Annotated in this window: 15 protein-coding genes and 1 pseudogene; 5 read left to right on the top strand and 11 right to left on the bottom strand. The window is 44.2% G+C overall.

Annotated features, from left to right (window positions below):
* The 4 genes from GVO62_RS04620 to GVO62_RS04605 form a co-directional block, all read left to right on the top strand.
* Positions 1-787: alpha/beta hydrolase-fold protein (locus tag GVO62_RS04620; RefSeq protein WP_159117933.1), on the top strand; the 787-nt coding region annotated here is incomplete at its 5' end.
* A 92-nt stretch (positions 788-879) separates the two neighbouring features.
* Positions 880-2,391, top strand: a complete 1,512-nt coding sequence (locus tag GVO62_RS04615; RefSeq protein WP_159117932.1) for a serine hydrolase domain-containing protein — start codon at positions 880-882, stop codon at positions 2,389-2,391.
* 362 nt (positions 2,392-2,753) lie between these two features.
* On the top strand, positions 2,754-4,265 hold the full coding sequence (locus GVO62_RS04610; RefSeq protein ID WP_159117931.1) for a Fic family protein: 1,512 nt from the start codon (positions 2,754-2,756) through the stop codon (positions 4,263-4,265).
* A gap of 593 nt (positions 4,266-4,858) precedes the next feature.
* The gene (locus GVO62_RS04605; protein WP_236547065.1) at positions 4,859-7,561 is read left to right on the top strand and encodes a tetratricopeptide repeat protein; all 2,703 of its coding nucleotides are present in this window, start codon (positions 4,859-4,861) and stop codon (positions 7,559-7,561) included.
* 211 nt (positions 7,562-7,772) lie between these two features.
* On the opposite strand, the gene gcvP is transcribed toward GVO62_RS04605, so the two are convergent.
* The 5 genes from gcvP to GVO62_RS04580 all read right to left on the bottom strand — a co-directional run bounded on the left by gcvP (position 7,773) and on the right by GVO62_RS04580 (position 14,916).
* Complete coding sequence (gene gcvP / locus GVO62_RS04600; RefSeq protein WP_159117930.1) at positions 7,773-10,682, bottom strand: aminomethyl-transferring glycine dehydrogenase; 2,910 nt, start codon at positions 10,680-10,682, stop codon at positions 7,773-7,775.
* A gap of 121 nt (positions 10,683-10,803) precedes the next feature.
* Positions 10,804-11,193: a glycine cleavage system protein GcvH gene (gcvH, locus tag GVO62_RS04595; RefSeq protein WP_105929648.1), complete on the bottom strand. Its 390-nt coding sequence runs from the start codon at positions 11,191-11,193 to the stop codon at positions 10,804-10,806.
* A 51-nt stretch (positions 11,194-11,244) separates the two neighbouring features.
* On the bottom strand, positions 11,245-12,324 hold the full coding sequence (gene gcvT / locus GVO62_RS04590; protein WP_159117929.1) for a glycine cleavage system aminomethyltransferase GcvT: 1,080 nt from the start codon (positions 12,322-12,324) through the stop codon (positions 11,245-11,247).
* Between the two features lie 405 nt (positions 12,325-12,729).
* A complete protein-coding gene (gene nagA, locus GVO62_RS04585; protein WP_159117928.1) occupies positions 12,730-13,869 on the bottom strand; it encodes an N-acetylglucosamine-6-phosphate deacetylase in 1,140 nt (379 codons plus the stop codon).
* Positions 13,870-14,001: 132 nt separating this feature from the next.
* Positions 14,002-14,916 carry a BadF/BadG/BcrA/BcrD ATPase family protein gene (locus GVO62_RS04580; RefSeq protein WP_159117927.1) on the bottom strand — a complete coding sequence of 305 codons (915 nt, stop codon included), beginning with the start codon at positions 14,914-14,916 and terminating at the stop codon, positions 14,002-14,004.
* Between the two features lie 425 nt (positions 14,917-15,341).
* Between GVO62_RS04580 and GVO62_RS04575 the strand changes: the two genes are divergently transcribed.
* Positions 15,342-16,190: a LysR family transcriptional regulator gene (locus tag GVO62_RS04575; RefSeq protein ID WP_159117926.1), complete on the top strand. Its 849-nt coding sequence runs from the start codon at positions 15,342-15,344 to the stop codon at positions 16,188-16,190.
* A 54-nt stretch (positions 16,191-16,244) separates the two neighbouring features.
* Here the strand turns inward: GVO62_RS04575 and GVO62_RS04570 are convergent.
* The 6 genes and pseudogenes from GVO62_RS04570 to GVO62_RS04545 form a co-directional block, all read right to left on the bottom strand.
* Positions 16,245-17,177 (bottom strand): annotated as a pseudogene (locus tag GVO62_RS04570) (exopolyphosphatase).
* A 165-nt stretch (positions 17,178-17,342) separates the two neighbouring features.
* Positions 17,343-18,386: an MBL fold metallo-hydrolase gene (locus GVO62_RS04565; RefSeq protein WP_236547064.1), complete on the bottom strand. Its 1,044-nt coding sequence runs from the start codon at positions 18,384-18,386 to the stop codon at positions 17,343-17,345.
* 82 nt (positions 18,387-18,468) lie between these two features.
* A complete protein-coding gene (locus tag GVO62_RS04560) occupies positions 18,469-19,344 on the bottom strand; it encodes a DMT family transporter (protein WP_159117925.1) in 876 nt (291 codons plus the stop codon).
* Positions 19,345-19,396: 52 nt separating this feature from the next.
* A complete protein-coding gene (locus tag GVO62_RS04555; RefSeq protein ID WP_159117937.1) occupies positions 19,397-20,947 on the bottom strand; it encodes a M28 family metallopeptidase in 1,551 nt (516 codons plus the stop codon).
* Positions 20,948-21,174: 227 nt separating this feature from the next.
* Entirely contained in the window at positions 21,175-22,347 is a 1,173-nt protein-coding gene (locus tag GVO62_RS04550) for an FAD-dependent monooxygenase (RefSeq protein WP_159117924.1), read from the bottom strand.
* On the bottom strand, positions 22,334-23,689 hold the full coding sequence (locus tag GVO62_RS04545) for an FAD-dependent monooxygenase (protein ID WP_159117923.1): 1,356 nt from the start codon (positions 23,687-23,689) through the stop codon (positions 22,334-22,336). The genes GVO62_RS04550 and GVO62_RS04545 overlap by 14 nt, the downstream gene beginning before the upstream one ends.
* Positions 23,690-23,757: the final 68 nt, after the last annotated feature.

Genomic DNA, 23,757 nt, shown 5'->3' with positions numbered 1-23,757 from the left:
AGAAAAAGAACTAAAGCCTTACGTAGGGGCAAACTATCGCACCAATAACTACGCGATTGTTTCTGGGCATTCATTAAGCGCCCTTTTTACCTTATACGCACTGCAAGAGCGGCCTGAACTGTTTCAAGCTTACTTCGCATTTAGCCCAAGTTTGTGGTGGCACGACGAAGTGATATTTCCAGAGGCAAAAGCGTTCTTTGCGTCAGATAGCGACCTTAACAAATACCTTTATATCAATATGGGTAACGAAGGTGGGAACATGCTAAGCGCATACGAACGTTACGGTGAACTGCTAAATAGCAGCGAACGAAAAGGGTTTAACTTTGATACCGAGCTAGATACATCTGAAAGCCACAATACTACTGCACTTGCAGGTATGAGCTTGGCGCTTCAAAAGCAGCTAAATTCGTTACGCCCAACAGGTGCGATAATACAAGAAGGTATTCCTGCGGTAGAGCAATACTATAAAGACCTTTCTGCAAAATACGCTTTTGAAGCAAAGCCAGAATATAAAGCAGTAAACCACGCGGGTTATGCGGCGTTAAACAAACAAGACTTTGACTCTGCCATTGCAATTTTTAAGAAAAATATAGCTCGCTTCCCTAACAAATCTGATGCCTACGACAGCCTGGCAGACGGTTATGAAGCTAACGGCGATTTAGCCATGGCACTTGAAATGCGAGAGAAAGCGCTAGCAATGAGCTATGAAGAAAATGTTGAAAATGGTGCTTTTAAAACACGGCTGGCAAACTTGCGAAAGAAGATTGCGGAAGGTACAGGCGACTAGATGATGATTGCCTTAACTATAAAATTGTTAGCATTGACCGAATAATAGTAGGAACGTACTCTGGTACGTTCACTCGTAATGGAATACACATAATGAAAACAAACAAGATCTTCGCCTCTTTAACACTTTCGTTTTGTTTAGCTTCGTCATTGGGTTGTACAGAGCCTGAAACCCTGTCCGCCTCTCCCTCTGCTGCCGCAGAATCAAAAGAAGCCAACCTTTTAAAAACTGGGCTTACTGAACGCATTCGAATTGAAGGGCAAGAGGTCGATTACCAATCTTTAGAGCAAAGACAGGCGCATTATGATGTGCCTGGGGTATCTGTCGCGTTTATGAGAAATGGACAAATAGCTTGGACCATGCAAAGCGGCGTTAAAGATTTAGCCACTGAATTGGCTATTGATGAAAACACGGTGTTCCAAGCAGGCAGTATTTCAAAACCCGCATTTGCGGCAGTATTGATGAAATATCGCCAAGATAACCCGATAGATTTAGATGCAGATGTTAATACCTTACTCACCAGCTGGCAGTTGCCTGAACATGAATGGACTGGGCAAGACGTTGTTTCATTACGCAGATTGTTAAGCCACACGGCGGGTACCACAGTACATGGCTTTCCTGGTTACGCGGCGGGCGAACCGGTGCCTACTTTACTGCAGGTGCTAGAAGGTGCATTTCCCGCCAATACCGATGCCGTTGTTGTTGATATTCAACCTGGCACGCAAATGCGTTATTCAGGTGGCGGCACTACGCTTGCTCAACTTACCTTGCAAGACGTAGCTAACGAGCCCCTGCCAACCATGTCGCAACGGCTTTTGTTTAAACCTTTAGGTATGACGCGTTCTGGCTTCGAACAACCCATATCGACCAACCTATCAAACAATATGGCTACGCCTTATGACGGCGACGGTGCGCCAATTAAAGGTGGCGCCCATACCTATGCTACGCTTGCAGCAGCCGGTATGTGGAGCACACCATCAGACATGTTGAAATTGGCAAGCGGCGTACGCAGTGCGTATTTAGGGCAGAAAACCGACTGGATATCGCAAGCTACCGCGCAAGAAATGTTAACCAACAATACGCCGAGTATTGAGCCACCCAATGTAGGAATAGGCTTCTTCATCAATATAGATGACAACGGGGAGATTCTAGGCTTTGGCCACGGCGGCGCAGATGCTGGTTTTATGTCGCAGTTATACATTGAACTAGATACGGGCAACGGCTACGCCATTATGACTAACGGCAACAACGGTAGGCAGTTAATAACTGAACTAGAAATACGGCTAAAAGAAGCGTTAAACGTAGGCTACTCTGAAGCTGAAGTTAGGAAGTTAGTACCCATAAGCCAAAAGGAATTAAGTAAATACATTGGAACCTACGTGGTAATTAACCCTGTGAGTGTTGATGTGGTGCTAGAAAAAACAGCCAATGGTTTTGTACTTAACGCCTTACCGTACGTTGAAAATGAAGAATATTTTCATGAGGGTGGCGGACGTTTTTTTGCTAAGAACGGGAGTAGTATTCGTTTTGAGATGGAAGATGAAAGTGGGTTGGTTAAGACGCTTGTGATGGATGGGGGGATTCGAGGTGCTAAGGAACAGTAAGCGGTAAGACTAAGTGTTCTCGGAATGTAAGGCTTTTTTACTGCGCTGATATAAATAAAGTAATTCAATTTGGTCGGATTACTGCGGATATTCACGAGCAATTTTGGAACTCTTCTTTTAATTATCAAGCCCTTTCAATGAAGCAGAGTTTAAGCCCGACCGTGAGTGTAAAATTACTTAAACCGGCCCCTTATCTAACATCATCGAATTCGATGACATAAGAAAAGCGCTAAAGCCTTAAAACAACAAGTCATTAAAACCTATAAACCAAAAGACATTAAAACCTATAGATGATATAACACTAAAACCTATAAATAAGGATTGATAGCTGGCCAGTATCACGAGTAATAGTTGGAGCGAACATGAATGACATATCACAAAAATTAGCAGATTCGCTCGAGCAGTTACAACAACTTCAAGAGTCAGGGACTGTTGCCATCCAGTCTAAGCAACTTAGCAGAGTGCATCGAGAGCGGCTATTAAAGCACGGGTTTATTCGCGAAGTCATCCGGGGTTGGTACATACCGGCGATGCCAGATGAAAAGCCGGGTGACAGTACATCTTGGTATACTTCTTTCTGGGGCTTTTGCGGCGCTTATTTGTCACAGCGATTCGATAATGCCTGGTGTCTATCACCTGAACAATCAATTAGCCTGCATATCGGCGATAGAACCGTGCCTCAGCAATTACTCGTGCGTTCGCCTAAAGGCAATAATAAACCCACCGCCTTTTTGCACAACACCTCGGTTTTTGATGTTCGATTGAACATGCCAGCCACAGAATACATTGAAAACTTGGAAGGGCTAAATGTCTATAGCTTAGCGGCTGCACTTGTTTACTCTTCGGCGAACCAGTTTCAAAATGCGCCCATCCAAATACGTACTGCCTTATCGATGGTGACAGATGCATCCGACGTATTGTCCGTTTTACTTGCAGGTAATCACAGCGTGATTGCTGGCCGTTTAGTGGGCGCCTTTAGAAATATCGGCCGGGATCTGATTGCTGACAATATCTTAAAGGGCATGCAAGCGGCCGATTTGAAAGTACAGGAAGAAGAGCCATTTACAGAAAAAGTGCAGGTAAACTTTGGTCGTCGTGATGTGTCACCCTATGTTAATCGAATGAGGTTAATGTGGGCACAAATGCGTGAAAGTGTTATCGCTCACTTCCCTGAACAAATACAACAAAGCGTCGATATCAAAACCTATATGGCCGAAGTGGAAGACAAATACGTTACAGACGCATACCACTCACTGTCTATTGAAGGCTATCGTGTGACTCACGAATTGATTGAACTGGTTCGCTCTGGTAATTGGCAAGCTGAAGGTTCTGACGAAAGTAAAAGGCATTTAGATGCCATGGCCGCTAAAGGCTACTGGAATGCATTTCAGGAAGTTAAAAAAGCCGTGTTAGCGGTATTAGAGGGTAAGAACGCTGGCGATGTATTGGAACAGAGACACAGCGATTGGTACCTCGCGTTATTTGGCCCAAGTGTGGCTGCTGGTATTATTAAGCAGTCGGACTTGGCTGGTTACCGGACAGGACCAGTCTATATTCGTCAATCTATGCACACTCCACCAAGTAGAGAAGCGGTTCGCGATATGATGCCAACACTCTTCGACCTGCTCGCAGAAGAGAAAAATGCGGCCGTCAGAGTGGTACTGGGGCACTTCATTTTCGTCTACATTCATCCTTACTTTGACGGCAATGGCAGAATGGGAAGATTTGTTATGAATTTAATGATGGCGTCTGGTGGCTATCCATGGACAATTGTACCCGTCGAACGACGAGATGAATATATGCAAGTGTTGGAAGCAGCCAGCGTCAACCAAGATATCGTGCCTTTTACAAAGTTCTTGGCATCGTTGATTTAATCATTGTCAGCTTAGGGGAGTTGGACATCAGCAAGCTCCGCAACTTCAGATTATTTTAAGTGGAATAGTCTCGATTTAGTCGGGCTTGCTTGAATCTGTCGCCGATCTCTTCTGCTAATAATATGGCAGTCACACCTTTCACTATAAAGTCCCAGTTTGATTACATTAAGTGCCTTTTAACCTATTAAAGTAACCATTTTGGGACTTTATACGACATTTAGAAAATATTATTAATAACAGATAAAAGCCGCTGATACTCACATGCCGACTAAGCGATTACAATGGTAGTTGTTAGACACGGTCGTGTTCTAATCAGGAGGGTTGTAAGCTCACGTTTGACCTTATTCAAATAAGGTTGGCAACATCAAGCGAATTTGTCGTAATCACACTATACAATTAAGACGTGCCTCAATCGGCCAGCTTTACGGTTTGCACCGCGTCCATTTTACAGGGTGGCTTCTGACAGTCTTCTTTTTGCTCCCCTAGAAATACTCGAACATATTTATTTGTCAAAAGTGAACTTTTATTTTAGCTTATGGCATTGATATAGGCAGCAAAATTTTGGCTAGGACGAATGTTAGGAAGCATTTAAAATGAGCAAGGATTCAAAAAGGAAAACGACAATGGTTCTTCATGATATAGAGGAGGCATTGGGGGGCTTTGTTGGTGATGGCGATATCGATTTACTCAACGATGAACGGCTGCAAGTTATATATCAACGTGAATCTGCTAAAGGTCGGCGCTTTAATAAATCTTCAATAAATGATGTTGTCGAAGCAACTTATCTAGACGAGCTCTTTGGTTTTGCTCTCGATATAGCCAGTGACAGCAGCATGATCGACTCAATAAAGTATCTTTTGTCATTGTTTCACCACTTAGATATATATGAGGTGAGAAATGCCATATCTCACCCAAATCGTCCATTCTGGGACTGCTATTGGTATAGGGTAGCCACCTTAGCTAGTGACCCAGTAATAGAACGATTAGGATTGAAAGGAGTCAAGCAGTCTTTAAATTCAGCTGAAGAAGGTGTCATTAATGACCCTCCTGAGGAGTGGATTAACAAAATTATTTGGCAAATCCCTAACAATCTTCCTGAACACTTTGACCATGGCTTAACTGGTCTCATCGGTCGTAAAAGCGAAACAAATGAGCTTAAGCGCCTAATTACAAATCAACGAATTAATACTGTCGCTCTCGTTGCTCCAGGAGGCGCGGGAAAAACAGCGCTAGCTTTAGACTTATTGCATGACCTTATTCTATCCCCATCTATTTCCAAAAGCTTCAAGGGCATAGTCTATGTAACGATGAAACTCGAAAAGCTAACAGCGGAAGGCTTGAAGACTATTGATTCAGCAGAAACTATATCAGAAGTAAAAAATCAAATTGTGTTTACTATCAATGATATTTTTGAAGAACAATTTAAATGCTTTGATGATGCAGTCGTTAGATATGAAGATCAAGAATTACTATTGTGCTTAGATAACTTGGAAACACTTTTAATCAACGACGCTGATGCATTTGAAGATTTTAACATCAATCTTCCGCCTAAATGGAAGGTGTTATTAACTAGTAGAATATCAGTTTCCAACGCTACTATTTTATCTATCAATACATTAAAAGATAAGTCTGCCTCAGCATTAGCTAGAGCTTACCACAATAAACGAGGAGGCGTTAGCCTCACTTCCGACGATTATTCTAATATTGCATCGAAGTGCTTTTTCAATCCTTTAGCTATTAGACTGTCAATCGATCTTCTAATGACGGGGCGTGACATTCCTAGCTCAGTTAATGTTGCCAACAAAGAAATTGCAGAATTTTCATACAAAAACTTAATAGATGTATTAAACGAAAATTCAATCATGGTTTTAGAGGCTATATTCGTTGAAGGTAGCTCGTCTCGAATGTCACTTTGTGAGCTTTTGAAAAAAACTATAGAAGAAATCACTGAAGCAATAGGGGAATTAACCAGAACAAGCCTAATTAGTCGAAACTCTTCAGATGATGGTGAGTTTTATAGGCTGAGTGATTCAGTGAGAGAGCTTTTACTAGTTTCTCCAAGTAATATTCGAATCAGAAGTCAAGTACAAAAAACCATCACCAACCTTAGAACGCTCGCACATGAAATTGATGCAAGACAGAGCCAAAATGAACTCCCAAAGTGGCACACAGATTATATTCCGGAAGACACAAAGGAAAGTTTGAAAATTCTCATTACTGACGTAATAAAATGTTTAAAGAAACAAAAAGGAAGTAATCAGGAAGCTATAATCGGATTATACCGGAGAATTAAAGATACCGAGAGTTTGCACGAGGAGTGTGAACTAATTTGTAATGCAAAGGCTAGAATCCTAGAACGCTTAAAGGATTTTAAGAACGCTGAAGATTGTTATCGGAAAGCTATGGCCATTGCACCTGAATCACCTCGACCCAGATATCTTCTCGCTAGACTGTACCATGACATCGGGCAATATCCTGATGCAGTGGACCAATACAGATCCTTGATCAAAGACGGCTGGGCTAATGCCGACAAAGATATTCTTCAATTTGGTAACAGTATTTACATCGGTTACTTTCTATCGCTACTTTATTCCAGTAGGCACGAAGAAGTTTTAAACGAAACCAAAAAATGGAAAGAACAGGGCGAATATCGGGCAGTGATAGGAACATTTCGGGCGGCGGCTTGGAAAAGAAAAATGGAGAAAACGGTAGATAGCGACCCTGTCAACACTATCAAATGCTTAAATAGCGCGGCAAAAATATTTCAAGATATATTCAAAAACAATGGATATTCAAAAATTACTATTGTGCACGCCATCAAATTAATTGACGAAATAACATACACAGTTTCAAGGACTAACTATACCATAAGCTTTAAAGAAGACTGTTTATTATTATTGGACTTCGTACACGACCATATATATGAAATATCTCAGTTGGTTAGCTTCTACAGAAATTTCTCGGACACTGTTAAAAAACTTTCCGAAATAAGCATCAAAGGTAATAAGTTTGCAGAGTCTTACCAAGGTGATAATTTTATTTCTACAGACGAATCCGTTTCCCAACGAGACAACTGTATTACAGTAAATATATTAAATAGACCTCATCAAAGTGTAAGCTATCTCTTCGCTAGGTCGAGTCAAGGGAAAGACTATTATTTACATTTTAATCAATTTAGAAATGGTAGTTGGAAAGAGTGGAGTCAATTGGCTTTAGGACAAGCGCTTGAAGTTATGCCCTCATCTGAGTTTACAGATGGTAAAGCGCACCCAGTATTAGAAATTTATCTAATATAAACTGAGATTTAGCTTTGCTAAGGTCGAGGACTAATTAAATTCGTGAACGAGCCTTCATACACAACAATTGAAGACATAATAGAAAGCCCTTCCTAAAACTAGAAAGGGCTTTTAATGAACAAACTAGAAGCGGTACTAATGGGGAACTTCTTTAATAACGGGAAACCCATTATTCCTAACGGCTAACCTCATTAATTGTCACAACACCACCCTACTCCTCAACATAGCTCTCAATACTAGGGCAAGAACAAATTAGGTTGCGGTCGCCATAAACGTCATCAATACGGTTAACCGTTGGCCAGAACTTGTTTCTGTGTACTTCTGGTGCTGGGTACGCCGCTAGCATGCGGTCGTAACTGCGGTTCCAGTCGCTGTCGCAGATGTCTGCTAGCGTGTGTGGTGCATTGTGTAGTGGGTTGTCAGTGGCATCCCACTCACCGCTTTCTACTTTCGCTATTTCTTGGCGAATGCTAATCATGGCGTTAATGAAACGGTCTAGCTCGTACTTCGCTTCCGATTCTGTTGGCTCAATCATAAGTGTACCCGCTACAGGGAAGCTCATTGTTGGCGCATGGAAGCCGTAGTCGTTTAGGCGCTTAGCAATGTCTACCTCGGTTACACCGCTTGCTTCTTTAAGCGGGCGTAGGTCTACAATACATTCGTGCGCTACGCGGTCGTTGTTACCTTTGTAAAGTACCTTGTAGTGCCCTTCTAGCTTCTTAGCCACATAGTTAGCGTTAAGAATAGCGACTTCGGTTGCGCGGCGAAGGCCAGCGCTACCCATCATTTTGATGTACATGTAGCTAATAGGCAGAATAGATGCACTGCCCCATGGCGCTGCCGAAACTGCACCACAGTCTTTGCCTGCCGTTTCTACGTTAATAACCGTGTGGTTTGGTAAGAAAGGCGCAAGGTGCGACTTAACACCAATTGGCCCCATACCTGGGCCGCCACCACCGTGTGGAATACAGAAGGTTTTGTGTAGGTTAAGGTGCGATACGTCTGAGCCAATAAAGCCAGGTGAAGTAATGCCCACCTGCGCGTTCATGTTCGCGCCGTCCATGTAAACCTGACCGCCGTATTGGTGAACAATGTCACAAATCTCGCGTACGGTTTCTTCATATACACCGTGGGTAGACGGGTATGTGATCATGGCGCACGATAGGTTGTCACCCACTTCTTCCGCTTTTTTGCGAAGGTCGTTAAGGTCTACGTTACCTTTGCTATCACAGGCTACTACTACCACTTTAAGGCTAACCATTTGCGCAGACGCTGGGTTAGTACCGTGGGCAGAGCTTGGAATTAGGCACACGTTTCTGTGACCTTCGCCGCGGCTTTCGTGATAACGCTGAATAGCCAATAGGCCTGCGTATTCACCTTGCGCACCAGAGTTAGGCTGCATTGAAAGGGCATCGTAACCTGTTACGTTAATTAGCCACTCGCTAAGCTCGGCAATCATTTCTTGATAGCCTGCAGCTTGGTCTAGTGGTGCAAACGGGTGAAGCTGACCGAACTCTGCCCATGTTACTGGGATCATCTCAGCCGTTGCGTTTAGCTTCATGGTGCACGAGCCCAATGAAATCATTGAGTGGTTAAGCGCCAAGTCTTTGTTTTCAAGGCTCTTGATGTAACGAAGCATCTCTGTTTCAGAGTGATACTTGTTAAACACTTCGTGCGTTAGGAAGTCGCTAGTACGTACTAAACCTTCAGGAATAGATTTTACGTCTTGCGTGGTTACTTCTGCATCCAGACCTTCCACTGTTAAGCCGTGCTCTTCACCAAGAAGTACGTCGAATAGCGCAACAATGTCTTCACGTGTGGTGGTTTCGTCAAGCGACACACCTACCGCACCTTCAAGGTCAGCGCGCAGGTTCATGCCTTTTGCGTATGCGCTTGCAAGTACGTCTTCTTTGTTGTTAACCATTACGGTTAGCGTGTCGAAGTACGTGCTGTGCTTAAGAGCTACACCTTTCTCTGCGCCTTTCTGGGTTAAACCAGTGGCAAGAATGTCGGCGAAGCGGTGAATGCGCTCGGCAATAGTTTTAAGGCCTTGTGGGCCGTGGTACACCGCGTAGAAGCTTGCCATGTTGGCTAGCAGCACCTGCGCTGTACAAATGTTCGAGTTCGCTTTTTCGCGGCGAATGTGCTGTTCACGGGTTTGTAGCGCCATGCGAAGTGCTGGGCGACCACGAGTGTCTTTACTTACACCAATAATACGGCCAGGTAGTGAACGCTTGTAGCTGTCGCGTGTTGCAAAGAATGCCGCGTGCGGACCACCGTAGCCCATAGGTACGCCAAAGCGCTGTGCACTACCAAGTGCCACGTCTGCACCTAGCTCGCCTGGCGACTTAAGCATTACCAAGCTCATAAGGTCAGCGGCTACTGCCACAATGCCTTTTTTCTCTTGTACTGCTGCAATGATGTCGCTGATGTCTTTTACTTCACCGGTAGAGGTTGGGTATTGAAGTAGCGCACCGAATACGTCGTGTTCTGCTGCTTCTTCTGCCGCACCTTTGATGATTTCAAAACCGAACATTTCTGCGCGGGTTTCTACCACGTCAACGGTTTGGGGGTGAACGTCGTTAGCTATAAAGAACGCATTCGCTTTTTTGTTCTTAGACACACGCTTAGCAAGGCCCATTGCCTCTGCTGCAGCCGTACCTTCATCAAGCAATGACGCCGATGCTAGCTCTAGGCCTGTTAGGTCAATAGTAACTTGTTGGAAGTTAAGAATGGCTTCCAAACGGCCTTGTGCAATTTCTGGCTGGTACGGCGTGTACGCAGTATACCAACCTGGATTTTCTAGCACGTTGCGAAGAATAACGTTAGGTACGTGAGTATCGTAGTAACCCATACCAATGAAAGAACGGTTAATTTTGTTCTTTTGTGCAACGGCTTTAAGTTCACTTAATGCTTCAACTTCTGTCGCCCCTTCACCACATTTTAGTGGCTCTGGTAGCGCAATACCTGCTGGTACCGTTTGCTCAATTAAATCGTCAAGTGAGCTTGCACCAATCGCAGACAGCATTTCTTCAATTTCGCCTTTACCCGGGCCAATGTGACGGCGGATAAATGTATCTTTTTGCTCTAGTTGAGCCAATGTAGGGGAAGTATTCGACATAACGTTGTTAAGCACTCGTAATGGTTGCCGCAAGGGCGCGTTAAATCTTTAAGTTAAAAAGGGGCTGAATTATCTTCATGCCCCTTTTTAAACGATGTATCTATCAAAACAGCGTTACGAATTACTCTTCGTCAATGCTGTTTTCGTAGCCTTCTGCATCAAGTAGACCTTCTACTTCTTCTGCATCATCAGCTTTAATTTTAAATAGCCAACCGTCGCCATATGGGTCAGTGTTAACTAGTTCTGGTGAATCTTCTAGGTCTTCGTTAATCGCTACAATTTCACCTGAAATTGGTGCGTAAACGTCAGACGCTGCTTTTACTGACTCAGCAACACAGATGTCGTCGCCAGTGCTTACCGCATCGCCAACATCTGGCAAATCAACGAAAACCATGTCGCCAAGTAAGCCTTGTGCGTGCTCAGAAATACCTACAGTGAAAACACCGTCACCATCAGGGCGAACCCATTCGTGCGTAGCGGCATAGCGTAAATCAGTTGGGATGTTGCTCATAATCGTTCCTGTTATTCTCTGTTAACTTTTGGGGCCTAGTAGCTATTGGCCTTATAAAACACTTTTTCCATTGCGTACAAAGGAGGGCTTAACCACTTTTACTGTAACCCACTTTTTGCGCATTTCCACTTCTACTGTTTCACCAACATCACTTGGTACTCGTGCCATCGCAATTGAGTGACCTAATGTTGGAGAGAACGTACCTGAAGTAATAACGCCTTCGCCGCTTTCTGTTTTCACTTTAAGACCTTGACGCAGCACGCCTTTTTCAGTCATCACCAAGCCTACTAGCTTGTCAGTCCCCGCTTCGCGCTGCGCTTCTAGTGCTTTACGCCCTACGAAGTCGCGTTCTGCCGGTTCCCATGAAATTGTCCAGCCCATGTTAGCGGCTAATGGCGATACTGTTTCATCCATATCTTGGCCGTACAGGTTCATGCCTGCTTCTAGGCGTAGCGTGTCACGCGCACCCAGGCCGCATGGCTTAACGCCCGCGTCTAGTAGTGCTTGCCAGAAGCTTTGTGCTTGCTCAGCTGGCACCATAATTTCGTAGCCCGCTTCACCGGTGTAACCTGTGGTGGCAATGAACAAGTCTTCTGCTTGTACACCAAAGAATGGCTTCATGCCCGCTACCGCTTCTTTTTGCGCTGCGCTGAACAGGCTGGCTGCTTTTTCTTTTGCGTTAGGGCCTTGTACGGCAATCATGGCAAATTCAGGGCGCTCGGTGATGGTTACGTCAAAGCCTTCTGCTTTGCTCATTAACCAGTTCATGTCTTTTTCGCGGGTTGCTGAGTTCACCACTAAGCGATAGTTAGTTTCGTCGAAGTGATAAACGATAAGGTCGTCTACAACACCACCTTCTTCGTTAAGCATGCCGCTGTAAAGCGCTTTGCCTTTGTCTTTTAGTTTTGCCACGTCGTTGGCTAAAAGATACTGAAGATACGCTTTGGCTTGAGCGCCTTTTACGTCAACAATGGTCATGTGAGACACATCAAACATACCAGCGTCTTGGCGCACAGCGTGATGCTCTTCAATTTGTGAACCATAGTTAATTGGCATATCCCAGCCGAAGAAATCGACCATTTTCGCACCGGCTTCTAGGTGCTTTGCGTGTAGGGCGGTGGTACTAGACATTCCACTTACTCTTTTTAATTTGAAAGGTAGAAAACGAGATTGAGTATAGTGAGCTAGCGTTTATGCAACAAATTGGAAATTTTTATCAATACATTTGAAAAGTAAATGTATTAATGGATAAACATGAGGAAAGCAAATATTTAAGCGCTTGCTGATGTTGAGGTTTGTTTAATGAAAATCGCGGCGGATGAACAATGAAATAGAGTGTGAACAACGAACCTGAAAGCAATTTTGGTAATAGCTGGTAATTAGAAAAGGGTTAACCATTAAATTGCCAACTACTTTTTATTGAGGCTGTATTTAGTACTTTCTGCTAGCACTTTCTGCGCACTTGTCGAGTACGTTGAAAGGAGTATTTAAATGCTTATTAGCAGCTGTACTGTAAGTTGTTTCATCAGCAAGCAGTTAAACGCACACCTCGCCATTTTGCCAAACATTTGCAAGTGCGTTGTCTTCGCTTAACTCTACGAAGTTTGCTTTTTGACCTACCGCAATACTTCCTAGCCTTTCGCTAATTCCCATGTAAATAGATGGTGTTGCACTTGCCATAAAGCTAGCATCTTCTAACGAAATACCTATGTCATTAACGCAGTTAATAACCGCGCCGTGCATATCTAAGCAGCTTCCTGCAAGGGTGCCATCTGGCGTAGTAAGTTTGTTTCCTACACGAGTAATGTGCGTATCGAAAAAGTCGATAACGTCTTCGTCAGCACCTACATGGGCCATTGCATCGGTAACCAGCATCAACTGCGATGGCCCTTTGGTTTTAAAGGCAAGCTCTACGACTTTGGGATGCAAATGCTGATGGTCGACAATGATGCCGCAGGCGTTGTTGCTTAAAAGCGCTGCGCCAACCATGCCAGGTTCACGAGAGGTAAACGGCGACATAGCGTTGTATAAATGAGTAAACCCAGTCGCGCCTGCTTCAATCGCCATTTCAACAATATCAAACGATGCATTAGAGTGCCCTAGCGCTACAATAACGCCATGGTTTACCAAGTCTCGAATAACATCACACGAGGTATTCTCGGGGGCTACGGTAATCATTACCTTGCCAAGATCTTTTCGGGTATAAGTGGTGAGTTCTCTGTCGGTAAGCGGGCGAATATATTTCGAAAGGTGTACGCCTTTTTTCTCAATGCTTAAATGCGGCCCTTCAAAATGAACACCTTCAACACTTGGATGGCCGCTTTCTATTGCTTCACTTACCGCATTGGCGGCGCTTTCTATGGTTGCTATGTCATCGGTAATAAGCGTGGGAAATAATGTGGTGGTACCAAACTTACGATGGGCTTTGGCCATTATTTCTATGCTTTTAAACGTTGGTGCGTGATTAAACATTACGCTACCGCCGCCGTTCACCTGTGTGTCTATATACCCAGGAATAAGTCTGTTAGACACCCGCACTAAATGTTCTTGTTGCTCTTTTTGTGAATCAGAAAGTGCTTCGATGTGAGTAATTACGCCCTCTTTGATTGTGAGTACTTGGTCTTTTTCCCACTTACCTTTTATCAAAACGTTTTCGGCTAAAATTGTTCTCATCATTGGGCTTTCATTTTCCTAATTAAGTGCGGTTGTAGCATTGTTTCTTTGCTGCTTATAACGTTGATTTTTTCGTCGCTTATCTCATTACTTGCATCGAGATTTGCCACGTGACCTATTTATGCTTATCTGACGCTATTGCCCATCATATATTGCTTGAGCATACTTGATAGCGCCCTGCTCTGGCGATAACTCACATGCTTGCAGGCGCGCTCGGATTTTCTCAGAAAAGTACTCTACATAAACATCGCTTAACCCACCGATTAAAGCAAGGTTATACCCGTTATCACCTTGAAGACGCTGCGCCATAGTTTCTAAGTATTCCGCCCCTTCGTTAAAAATGCGAACAACTTCGCTATTACCTTCGTTTAAAAGCGGCAGCATACAGGGTACTAAACTCGCGTAATGATGCGTGCTAAACCCAGCACATTTAGCCACAATCTCATCGGCATTTGAGGTACCAAGCTCTGCACATACTTTTTTTGCTAGGTCGTCTTTGCTTCGAATGCTATCTATACATAGTAAGGTGTGCTGAATAGCTTTTAAACCCAGCCAAGCGCCACTGGCAAAGTCCCCTATGGGAAAACCGTGCCCGCCTAAATCTGTAAATGTGCCATTAGAATATACTGCCCCTGCAGACCCCGTACCCACAATGATTACTGCACCCGGCTTTCCATTATGAGCACCTACGCAGGCGGCATGTAAATCACTTAGTATATGAAGCGAGTGAAAGGGGTGCGCCCATGTTTCAAAGCCAGCTTTTGCGGTGCTGATATTAGCGCCAGCAAGCCCGGCTGCTACTACACACTGTGATAGCGTGATAGGTGATACTGGGGTTTTGCTACTTTGTGAAGCAAAGTAGGTATTAGCAGACTCAATAGCTTTACCTACCCCATCCAATATAGAGGTTTTAGCAAGTTCTGCGTCACGCATTATATTAGCCGGGCCGCTAATCCCCTCACCTATCTGCGTGCCACTCTTATCTTGTAGTATAACTCTGCATTTGGTGCCGCCGCCGTCTATGCCAATAAAATACAAATCAGAGTTCATTCACGTTCTCGTAGTTAACATTACTCATTACATACTTAGCCAGCTTATCGTTTTGCGCAGGTAACTCACTTTAAATGCGCAACGCTTCTTAAATCGACACGCTGATTTAAATTTTTTAAAAGCGCCGCTGAAGCGTAACTGTTTGCTGCTATTGGTTAATTATCGTATCGATATTTACTTGCTAAAGCCTATCACAATTGCGCGCAGCTTAGTCTAGTTTGCTAATTTAATAGCTTGAATTCGTGAATTTATAAACGTGAGTACACTTACTCTACGTTGTCTTGAGGTAGTTGATGATGCGTATTCATGGTCGCTTTATCCAACTTACAACGTCAATCTTATCTAAGGTAAGAATACGGGCTTTCAGTTCTATACATTTGCAAATACAATAACAAAGAGCACTTACATTAATAAATCTGATAAATATGAAACAGCTTTCCCTTGATACCTTACGCACCTTTGTTAGCGTTATTGAACTTGGTGGCTACGCTAAAGCGGGCGACTTTTTAGGCCGCTCTCAACCAGCCATTAGCTTGCAAATCAAAAAGCTTGAATCGCAGCTAGACAGAAAGCTGTTCACCAAAGTAGGCCAACGTCATGTACCTAGTGCCGATGGAAACTGGCTTTACCCAAAAGCTAAAGAGCTACTAGAGCTTAACGACAACATTTTTAGAAGCCTTACCCCTGCGCCACTTAGCGGTAGATTGCGTTTGGGCATTCCCAACGAGTTTGCCTCTACCCTACTGCCGGGCTTAATTGGTGAGTTTTCGAAGCGTTACCCAGATGTATCGTTAGAAGTAACGTCGGCGCTAAGTCGCGATCTGCTTCACCCGTCTCAACGAGATCACTTCGATTTAATTCTGGCACTGGTAAATCCAGATGAAGAAACTGAGGGCGAAGTTGTTTTAGAAGATGATGTGGTGTGGGTAGGTGATACGTCTCACCCGTTAGTGGGGAATAACATTCCGTTAGTGCTAGCGCCAGATGGTTGCATGTACAGAAGCCGAGTGATTGAACAATTAAAGCAGCAAACGTTTGCTTGGAAAATCAGCTACACCAATGCCGATTTAGGCGGTTTGGTTGCCGCCATTCAACAAGGGCTTGGCGTGACTGCACTAGCAAAATCGAGCCTACCGGCCAATTTAGCCGTACTGAACCACCCGCATCTGCCTAAGTTAGGCAAGGTCAACATTTGCCTGTTTAACCAAGATACCCAGCATCCTGTGATCAGTAAAACTCTGGCCGAATTCTTCAAAGTGCGGCTAACTCAATAAAAGTTGGGGGGTCAGAGTACTTTTTCTGCCCCTCCATCCGTATGCTAATTAGTGTTAGCCGTCACTTGTGATGGTGTCGATAAGCTCAGCAAGCACGGGGGCTGCTTTGCTGGTTTCAACTTGGCAGGTACCCGCGTTCATGTGACCGCCGCCACCGTACTTCAAACATAACTCACCCACGTTAGTATTAGAGGTGCGGTTGGTAATAGACTTCCCGATTGCAAACACCACGTTCTGCTTTTTAAGCCCCCACATTTTGTGAATAGAAATATTACAGTCTGGGTACATGGCGTAAATAACGAAGCGGTTCGTGGCGTAAATGGTCTCTTCTTCGGTTAAATCGAGTACCACAAGGTTATTGTGTACGGTAGAGCACTTAGCTATCTGAGCCTTCGCCATTTCATTGTGCTCATGATACAAACTTACGCGCTCAGCCACATCTTCCATTTGCAGAATTTCTTCAATACTGTGGTCTTTACACGCATCTATTAGCTTCATCATTAACTGGTAGTTAGAGATTTTAAAATCTCTGAAACGGCCAAGACCTGTGCGCGCATCCATGATGAAATTCATAAGCACCCAGTCGGTAGGCTCTAAAATTTCTTCTTTTGAAAACTGCGCTGAGTCGCCTTTATCAACACCGTCCATCATATCTACAGAGATATTTGGGAACTTCTCGGCTCCGCCATAATAGTCATACACTACTCGAGCGGCTGAAGGTGCTTCAGGATCGATAATATGATTCTCAATATCGCTGGCGTTTCGCACGGTTTCGCTAAGGTGATGGTCAAAGGCTAAATGGCAACCTTCAACATAAGGCAAATTAGTTGTAATGTCGTTCTCAGTGATGTCTATTTTGCCGTCCTACATGTCTTTAGGGTGTACAAACAAAATATCATCAATCATGTCTAAGTCTTTAAGTAAGACTGCGCATACTAGCCCGTCAAAATCACTTCGGGTAACTAATCTAAACTTTCGTTCTGACATCACGTGTTTCTTTTATTAACGAGTATCAAGCAAGTGTAACAGCTAGTAAAAATTTTGAGAGACTACCTATACAAAATTTAATCACTTGATAGAAAAACTCGACGAAAGTATATATAACAGTTTGATTACTCGAATGTTTACTTACTTCACTATTGCTAAAGGCAATTAAAATACGAGCGACTGACCTTGTGTGGCTAGTATAAAATTAAAGCCTAATTTAATATCCTGCTTTAGCTCTTTTGATATGACAGAACGTGGGTTTTCTCCTGCTTTTAAACTGTACTTGATGTGGCTTATCACAATGTTTATGTCTGAAACCTGGCTTTTGTCTTCGAGTAGTTCGTAAAAGCGAGTGAGCTCTTGCATTAACCACTTGGGAGTAAGGTGCCCGAATAACAAATTGTCAGGGCGACTGTTATCAAACGACACCTCAATAACCATACCTCTTAGCGTTTTGTTTCGCATTTGCTGTGCAAGATAGCGCCATATTTCGGCCAACTTGCCTTCTTTCTCGACATCGTCCGGGCCAGTATCACCAAAATAAACAAACATATCGTCGTCACTTTCAATAACGAAAGCCGTCGACTCTAGAGGGTGGCTTAAACTAAAGGGCGTGACAGTTAAATTCGTGCCTTCGATGGCAGTAGAATGTTTCGGTGCCAAATCGATAACATCGTATTTGTTTAGCTTTGGCTCTAAGCCTCGATTGGTAAAGTTTGCCCAAGCCTGCCAGTTAAAGTAAGTCGCCCCCATGGTGTCGTTTACTGACTTTAAGGCATAGATGGGTTTATTGTTATCATCTGGTGAAGCAACGAGTAACCCTGCTACATGGTCTAGGTGCCCATGGCTAATCAGGTATGCAGCAACGTGGTTATGCAGTATATTGCCGTTGGCTCGCAGGTTATTGTCGGGCTTGCTTTTTAAGCCGCTAAAAGCCCCTTCTTTTAACGCAACATCAATACCATTAACTATGCTTCCGGCGTCTAGGGCAATATAACGTTCCTCTTTTAAACTTCGCAGTAGAAATGCGCTCAAATTGCCGTCTTTAATACCACCAGTATCGCCTAATGTAACAAGTTGAAATGCTGGTTCTACACCGCTTTTTCTTGCTTCAACAGTAACGTTATATTCCGTTTCCTTGTCATTCGTTGAAACGGTGCTGCAAGCGGTTAGTACTGAGAAAATCAAAAGACCCAATAGATGTTTCAAAATTTCTTTATTCCCATTAAAAATATCTGTTTCTTACCTTTTTAAAGCTAAGCAAAAAACAAAAAAGATAAACTACATAACATCAAGCCCACATCACCATAATAGCCGCAACGCCAATTAAGAGCAGCCCACTAATTTCGCGTTTTGTAACCGTGTTTTTTAGCCAATAATGTGAGAGTACTAAAGTGAGCAACACCTCTAGTTGCCCCAGTGTTTTCACCAACGCCACATGCTGTAATGCCATGGCAGTAAACCAACAAATGGAACCTAAGCAGCTAACCGTGCTTATCGCTAGCACCTGCTTTTTGGCATTCACTAATTGGATAAATACGAAAGGTTTGGTTAATGCAATATATACACTTAAAGCTATAGCCTGAACACACAGCACCCACAAAAGCACCCATGCTGCTGCTACTGTATGTTGAATATCAAGCATATGGCTAGCTTCACGCACTAGCAATGAAGTTAGAGCAAAGCAGGTACCGCAGGCAAGGCCTATAGCAATGGTTTTCACACTAATACCATGAAGTCGGTTGCCGCTGCTTAGCACGAATACGGCTATTCCGCCTATGACTATGCCAGCCCAACCGAGAGGCGTTAGGTAACTGCCGAAAAAAAGCATGCCTACCACGCCCGCCACTAAAGCTTCGCTTTTAGCCAAGCCAGCTCCAATGGCAAAGTTCTTCTGCTTAAACAAAATCACCATTAAAGAAGTGGCCGCTATTTGAAGTAGCGAAGCACACAGTATCACTGCAATAAAAGAGCTTGAGAACTGAGGCACGTCACTGGCGCTACTGCGGTAGAGAATGAGCAAATAGACAAGAGCTATTGGCGGGGCCAAGATAAAGCGAGATAGCGTCACTCCAGATGTGTTTACTGTGTCGCTCAGCTTGCTCTGCAATGCATTGCGCACGGTTTGCATAACAACCGCGCCCAATGTAAATAAAATCCAACTCATTAGCGTCGCTTTATCTTGAAATTCGTATTTTAATCTGCCGTTCTAGCGTGTTTTATTTAGCGCTGGTTTCGCCACCAGACAACGACTGCAAACGCTTTGCTTTGAAGTCACTCTCGCGCTTCCAGTAAGTCCATACATCGCCTTGTGCATAATGAGTTAGCATAGAGCCAATAAGCGAAAGATCTTGCTCCACGCCACCTAATGTCCAGCTGGGAAGGTAGTCGTCATCTGCTTTATGGTAACGCTTGGTAATAAAGCTTGGGTCGGTATCGCCCAAACTCATAAACAGAATTGATGGTACTCCTTGCTTAGCGAGCGCAAAGTGATCAGAGCGGAAAAACAAACCATTTTGAGGGCGTGGGTCCATTTTTACGGTTCGCCCTTGTAACGCGGCTGCGTTTGCTAAGTCATCTTCAATAGATAAGTAACCCTCACCGTACTGCAAAATATAATCTACGCCATCGTTTACATTCATGCCGTCGATGTTTAAAAACGCCACCATTTTTGACGTAGGAATAGGCGGGTTGTTTGCGAAGAAATCAGCGCCAAGCAGCCCCGTTTCCTCAGCAGTGAATGCACTGAACATAAGGGTACGTGAAAAGCGCTTTTCAGCTTTGGTCAGTGCATCAGCCAATGTAAGCACGCCAGCAACGCCCGACGCATTGTCGACCGCGCCGTTATAAATTGTAGTTTGGCCGTTTTTCTCAACCTTTCCTAAGTGATCCCAGTGGGCATGCAGCATTACCCACTCGTCTGGCTTTGTTGTTCCTTCTAAAATTCCTGCCACATTTTGAGATTCGGCATGCTCAATGGTGTTGGTAAAGCTCAATGAAGCCTTCGCTTTTAATTCAATAGGTGTGAAGCCAGGTTTCGATGCCTTTTCTTTTAGCTCGCCATAATCTAAGCCCGCTTTTTCAAATAGTTGTCTTGCCGCATTAAGATGAAGCCAGCCCATTACACCAACTTGCGAAGCGTTGTTTTCTTCGTCAACCAAACTGAATTTAGTATTGGAGTTTGAGTTCTCGACAACGCCCCATCCATAACCTGCGGGCATAGTTTCGTGAACAATGAAAACGGCTTCTGCACCTTGTCTGGCCGCTTCTTCATATTTGTATGTCCAACGACCGTAATAAGTCATGGCATTACCTTGAAATAAAGCAGGATCTTTAGAGGCAAATCCCGGATCATTCACCAACATGACAACCGTTTTTCCCTTTACGTTAATGCGTTCATAATCGTTCCAATTATATTCGGGCGCATTAATGCCATAACCTACAAAGATAACGTCGCTACTATTCAACAAATAATCTTTAGCGATACGCTGCGTACGTGCCGTAAACTCGGCGCCAGCCTTGAACGTCAAATCACCAATAGCAAGGGCGCTCATGTTATTTGGTGTAATTTTGGCAAGCGGTACGGCTTGAGTGTAGCTCTCGCCGAAGGCGGGCTTCAGCCCTAGCTTCTTATATTGGGCTACCAGATAACTTACTGTTTTCTCCTCACCTTCTGATAGTGGACCTCGACCTTCGAACTCATCACTAGCCAAGGTTTTAGCGTGCTCGCGATAAACGCCCAAATTAATAGGGGCATTATTCAGCTTCATTTTCTCGCTTGCTAGCGTTGCCGAAGATAATTCATCGGCGATTTTAGTAGTAGCTTCAGCACTTGCTAAGCTAATAGAAAGAGCAGCGGTAAGCAGGGAGGCGCAAGTGAAAGACAAGACACGATAAGGTTTGCAAAGAGAAATAGTCATAAACCGTTGGTACAAATAAAAAAGGATACCGAAGAGTATCCTTTACAGCCAACTATCTCAACGCCAACATTTGGGATTTATAGGCCCATGGCGTGGCTAACAAAGGCGTTCTTGATTGTGCCTAACCTGTCGGTGGCAGACAGCCCTATACCACGAAGAAGTTTTTTGAATGGGTCATTACCATCAAATAAGAATTTAAAACCGTCCATCGCAGCGATCATTTTCATCGCTTCTGTTTTACGGCTGCGTTCATAGCTACGCAAGTTTTTATAAAGACCGATATCTTTACCTAATGCGTTAAGACTACTCAGCGTTTCAGCCAAAACAAGTGAGTCTTGCATACCTAAATTGGCGCCCTGCCCCGCTAGCGGATGAATAGTATGGGCTGCATCTCCAATCAGCACAACGCCATCCTTTGCCCACTGCCGTGCATAGCGCATGGTAAGAGGAAAGGCTGAGCGTTTTGTTTCGAGCACAGTCATGCCGAGTTTGCTATTGCTGGCTGCTGTTAACGCGTTACAAAACGCTTCGTCATCTAATGCCATCAGCGAAGCAGCTTGTTCCGGCGTTTGCGACCATACAATGGAACACACATTTGGCGCCACCATGGGAAGTAAAGCGAGTGGCCCTGTGGGTGTAAATGCTTGTCTGGCAATGTTGTTGTGAGGCTCGTCGGTTTTTATATTGGCTACAATGGCAGTGTGCTCGTAATCTTTGAAAGTAATGGGCAAACCAGCCTGCTTTCTAACAAACGAATTGGCACCATCTGCACCTACTAACAATCTGCAGCTTAGCACCTCATCGTTATCTAGCATAAGCATGGTCTGATTTGGCCCTGCTAGCACTCTTTCAATGCCAGCAGTTACAAGCTGAACATTCGATTGTGCTTCACCAGCCTCAGCTAGAGCATTAACCAGCGCTTGGTTTTCAACAATTATGCCTAAGGCATCGCTTCCCATTTCGCTGCATGAGAAATGGATGTCGCCAAAACTGTCTTTATCCCACACATGCATATCGGTGTAAGGGTTCGCGCGGTCTTGTTGTAGATAGTTCCACACATCAAATTGTTTTAGCGCCTTGATATTGGCCTGGTTTATGGCGCTCACTCTGGCCGTAGGCTTTTCAGAAAGCGGTTGATAGCACGCTGCCTTGTCAATAACGGCTATGCTTAATTCACTATTTTTAAGAGCGGCAGCAAGGGTTAACCCTACAATTCCCCCGCCCACTATTGCTATATCAACGTGCTGCATTGCGGTCTCTATTTATCTGCGGTGTTTCGCCATACCCTGTTGTATGTTTAACGAAGGCTTTCTTTGCCTGCGGCATCATACTCAGCGCCAGTAGCGATACATTCCGGCCGATTACCGTTGGAAAGTACTGATTAGAAAAGGTTCTTACCAAGGTATCGGTAAGGGTTATTGTATTGTTTCTGTCCTGTTCTCTTTCGTTCGCATAGCGTTGCAGAACATCAAATGCGCCCGCATCAAAGCGTTCAGGGAGATATTCAGGCACAGCTTGACTCTCACTGTTATCTTCACGCTTGTCTGCTGCATTTTGTTGTGAATTATGCGCGCTAGACGACGCGCTAAGAACATCAATTAACGTACTTAAGTCTCGTAAACCCAGATTAAAACCTTGCCCTGCAATGGGGTGTAAGGCTTGCGCTGCATTACCGACAACCACTGTGCGATGGCTGGTCAGTGATTCAGCTTTCACAAGCATGAGCGGATAACTTGCTAACTCACTGACTCTGAGTATTTTACCCTGGCGATAACCGAACGCATTTTGCAATGCCTTTATAAATTCTGTTCTAGTTAACGTCATCAAAGACTTTGCGGCTTCTGTTTCTACCGTCCACACGACTGAAAACCCGTTTCCTCGCGCTTTAACGCCCTCAATTTCACTATCGAAGGGGAGAAATGCCAGCGGACCATTTTGTGTGAAGCGTTCGTACGCTTTGTTTTGGTGAGGTGATTGCGCATGAACATTAAATACAATGGCGGTTTGCTTATAGTCACTCACGGTTTTAGCAATCCCAACCTGCTGCGCTAAACCAGAGCGGCCTCCATCAGCTAGCACTAGTAGCTTTGCCGTGAGCGTCTCGCCATTATCAAGCGCAACGTGTACCGCATCTTTTTGCTGAGTTACCGTTTCTACTTTTGCCGGGGCGATGTATTGATACGCCGAACTAGCATTTGCTGCCAAGCGTGTCAGCGCGCTTAAACTTACAACTTGTCCGAAAGCATCAATGTGATAATCATCGCTATTGAGGTTAAGTAAGCCCACATGGCCCTTGTCGCTTACTTCGATATGCTTGATTTCTGGGGGGAGTTCGCCGTTGTGCTGCTTAGCCACATCTTCCAGATTTAGCCCGACACTAGAGAGTTCAGCTACTGTACGTCTTGCAAGTGCAATGACGCGCGTATCGGTAAATGGATTAAAATCGGTATTTGATTCCTGAGTTTGTTTTGGGTCTGCAGCGTCAATCAGCGCTACAGAAAGTCCTACTTTTTCTGCAAGCCCTTTGGCCAACACGGTTCCCACGATACCGCCACCAATAATTACTACATCCACCGCTTCTGCTGATTTCACCGTGTTTTATCCTGCCGCCCTGTTTTTTTTCGTTATTTTTTTGCGCATACGCTAGATTAGCGACTATG

The organism is Alteromonas sp. KUL150 (genome assembly GCF_009811475.1).
In the GTDB taxonomy this organism is placed as follows: Bacteria; Pseudomonadota; Gammaproteobacteria; order Enterobacterales; family Alteromonadaceae; genus Alteromonas; species Alteromonas gracilis.
The sequence above is the reverse complement of the archived record's forward strand: the minus strand, read 5'-3'. Positions and strand labels throughout refer to the sequence as shown.

Excerpts from the sequence above, each read along its gene's own strand:
- GVO62_RS04615 (WP_159117932.1), top strand. The coding sequence starts at position 880 with ATGAAAACAAACAAGATCTTCGCCTCTTTAACACTTTCGTTTTGTTTA.
- GVO62_RS04610 (WP_159117931.1), top strand. The coding sequence starts at position 2,754 with ATGAATGACATATCACAAAAATTAGCAGATTCGCTCGAGCAGTTACAA.
- GVO62_RS04605 (WP_236547065.1), top strand. The coding sequence starts at position 4,859 with ATGAGCAAGGATTCAAAAAGGAAAACGACAATGGTTCTTCATGATATA.
- gcvP (WP_159117930.1), bottom strand. The coding sequence starts at position 10,682 with ATGTCGAATACTTCCCCTACATTGGCTCAACTAGAGCAAAAAGATACA.
- gcvH (WP_105929648.1), bottom strand. The coding sequence starts at position 11,193 with ATGAGCAACATCCCAACTGATTTACGCTATGCCGCTACGCACGAATGG.
- gcvT (WP_159117929.1), bottom strand. The coding sequence starts at position 12,324 with ATGTCTAGTACCACCGCCCTACACGCAAAGCACCTAGAAGCCGGTGCG.
- nagA (WP_159117928.1), bottom strand. The coding sequence starts at position 13,869 with ATGATGAGAACAATTTTAGCCGAAAACGTTTTGATAAAAGGTAAGTGG.
- GVO62_RS04580 (WP_159117927.1), bottom strand. The coding sequence starts at position 14,916 with ATGAACTCTGATTTGTATTTTATTGGCATAGACGGCGGCGGCACCAAA.
- GVO62_RS04575 (WP_159117926.1), top strand. The coding sequence starts at position 15,342 with ATGAAACAGCTTTCCCTTGATACCTTACGCACCTTTGTTAGCGTTATT.
- GVO62_RS04560 (WP_159117925.1), bottom strand. The coding sequence starts at position 19,344 with ATGAGTTGGATTTTATTTACATTGGGCGCGGTTGTTATGCAAACCGTG.
- GVO62_RS04555 (WP_159117937.1), bottom strand. The coding sequence starts at position 20,947 with ATGAAGCTGAATAATGCCCCTATTAATTTGGGCGTTTATCGCGAGCAC.
- GVO62_RS04550 (WP_159117924.1), bottom strand. The coding sequence starts at position 22,347 with ATGCAGCACGTTGATATAGCAATAGTGGGCGGGGGAATTGTAGGGTTA.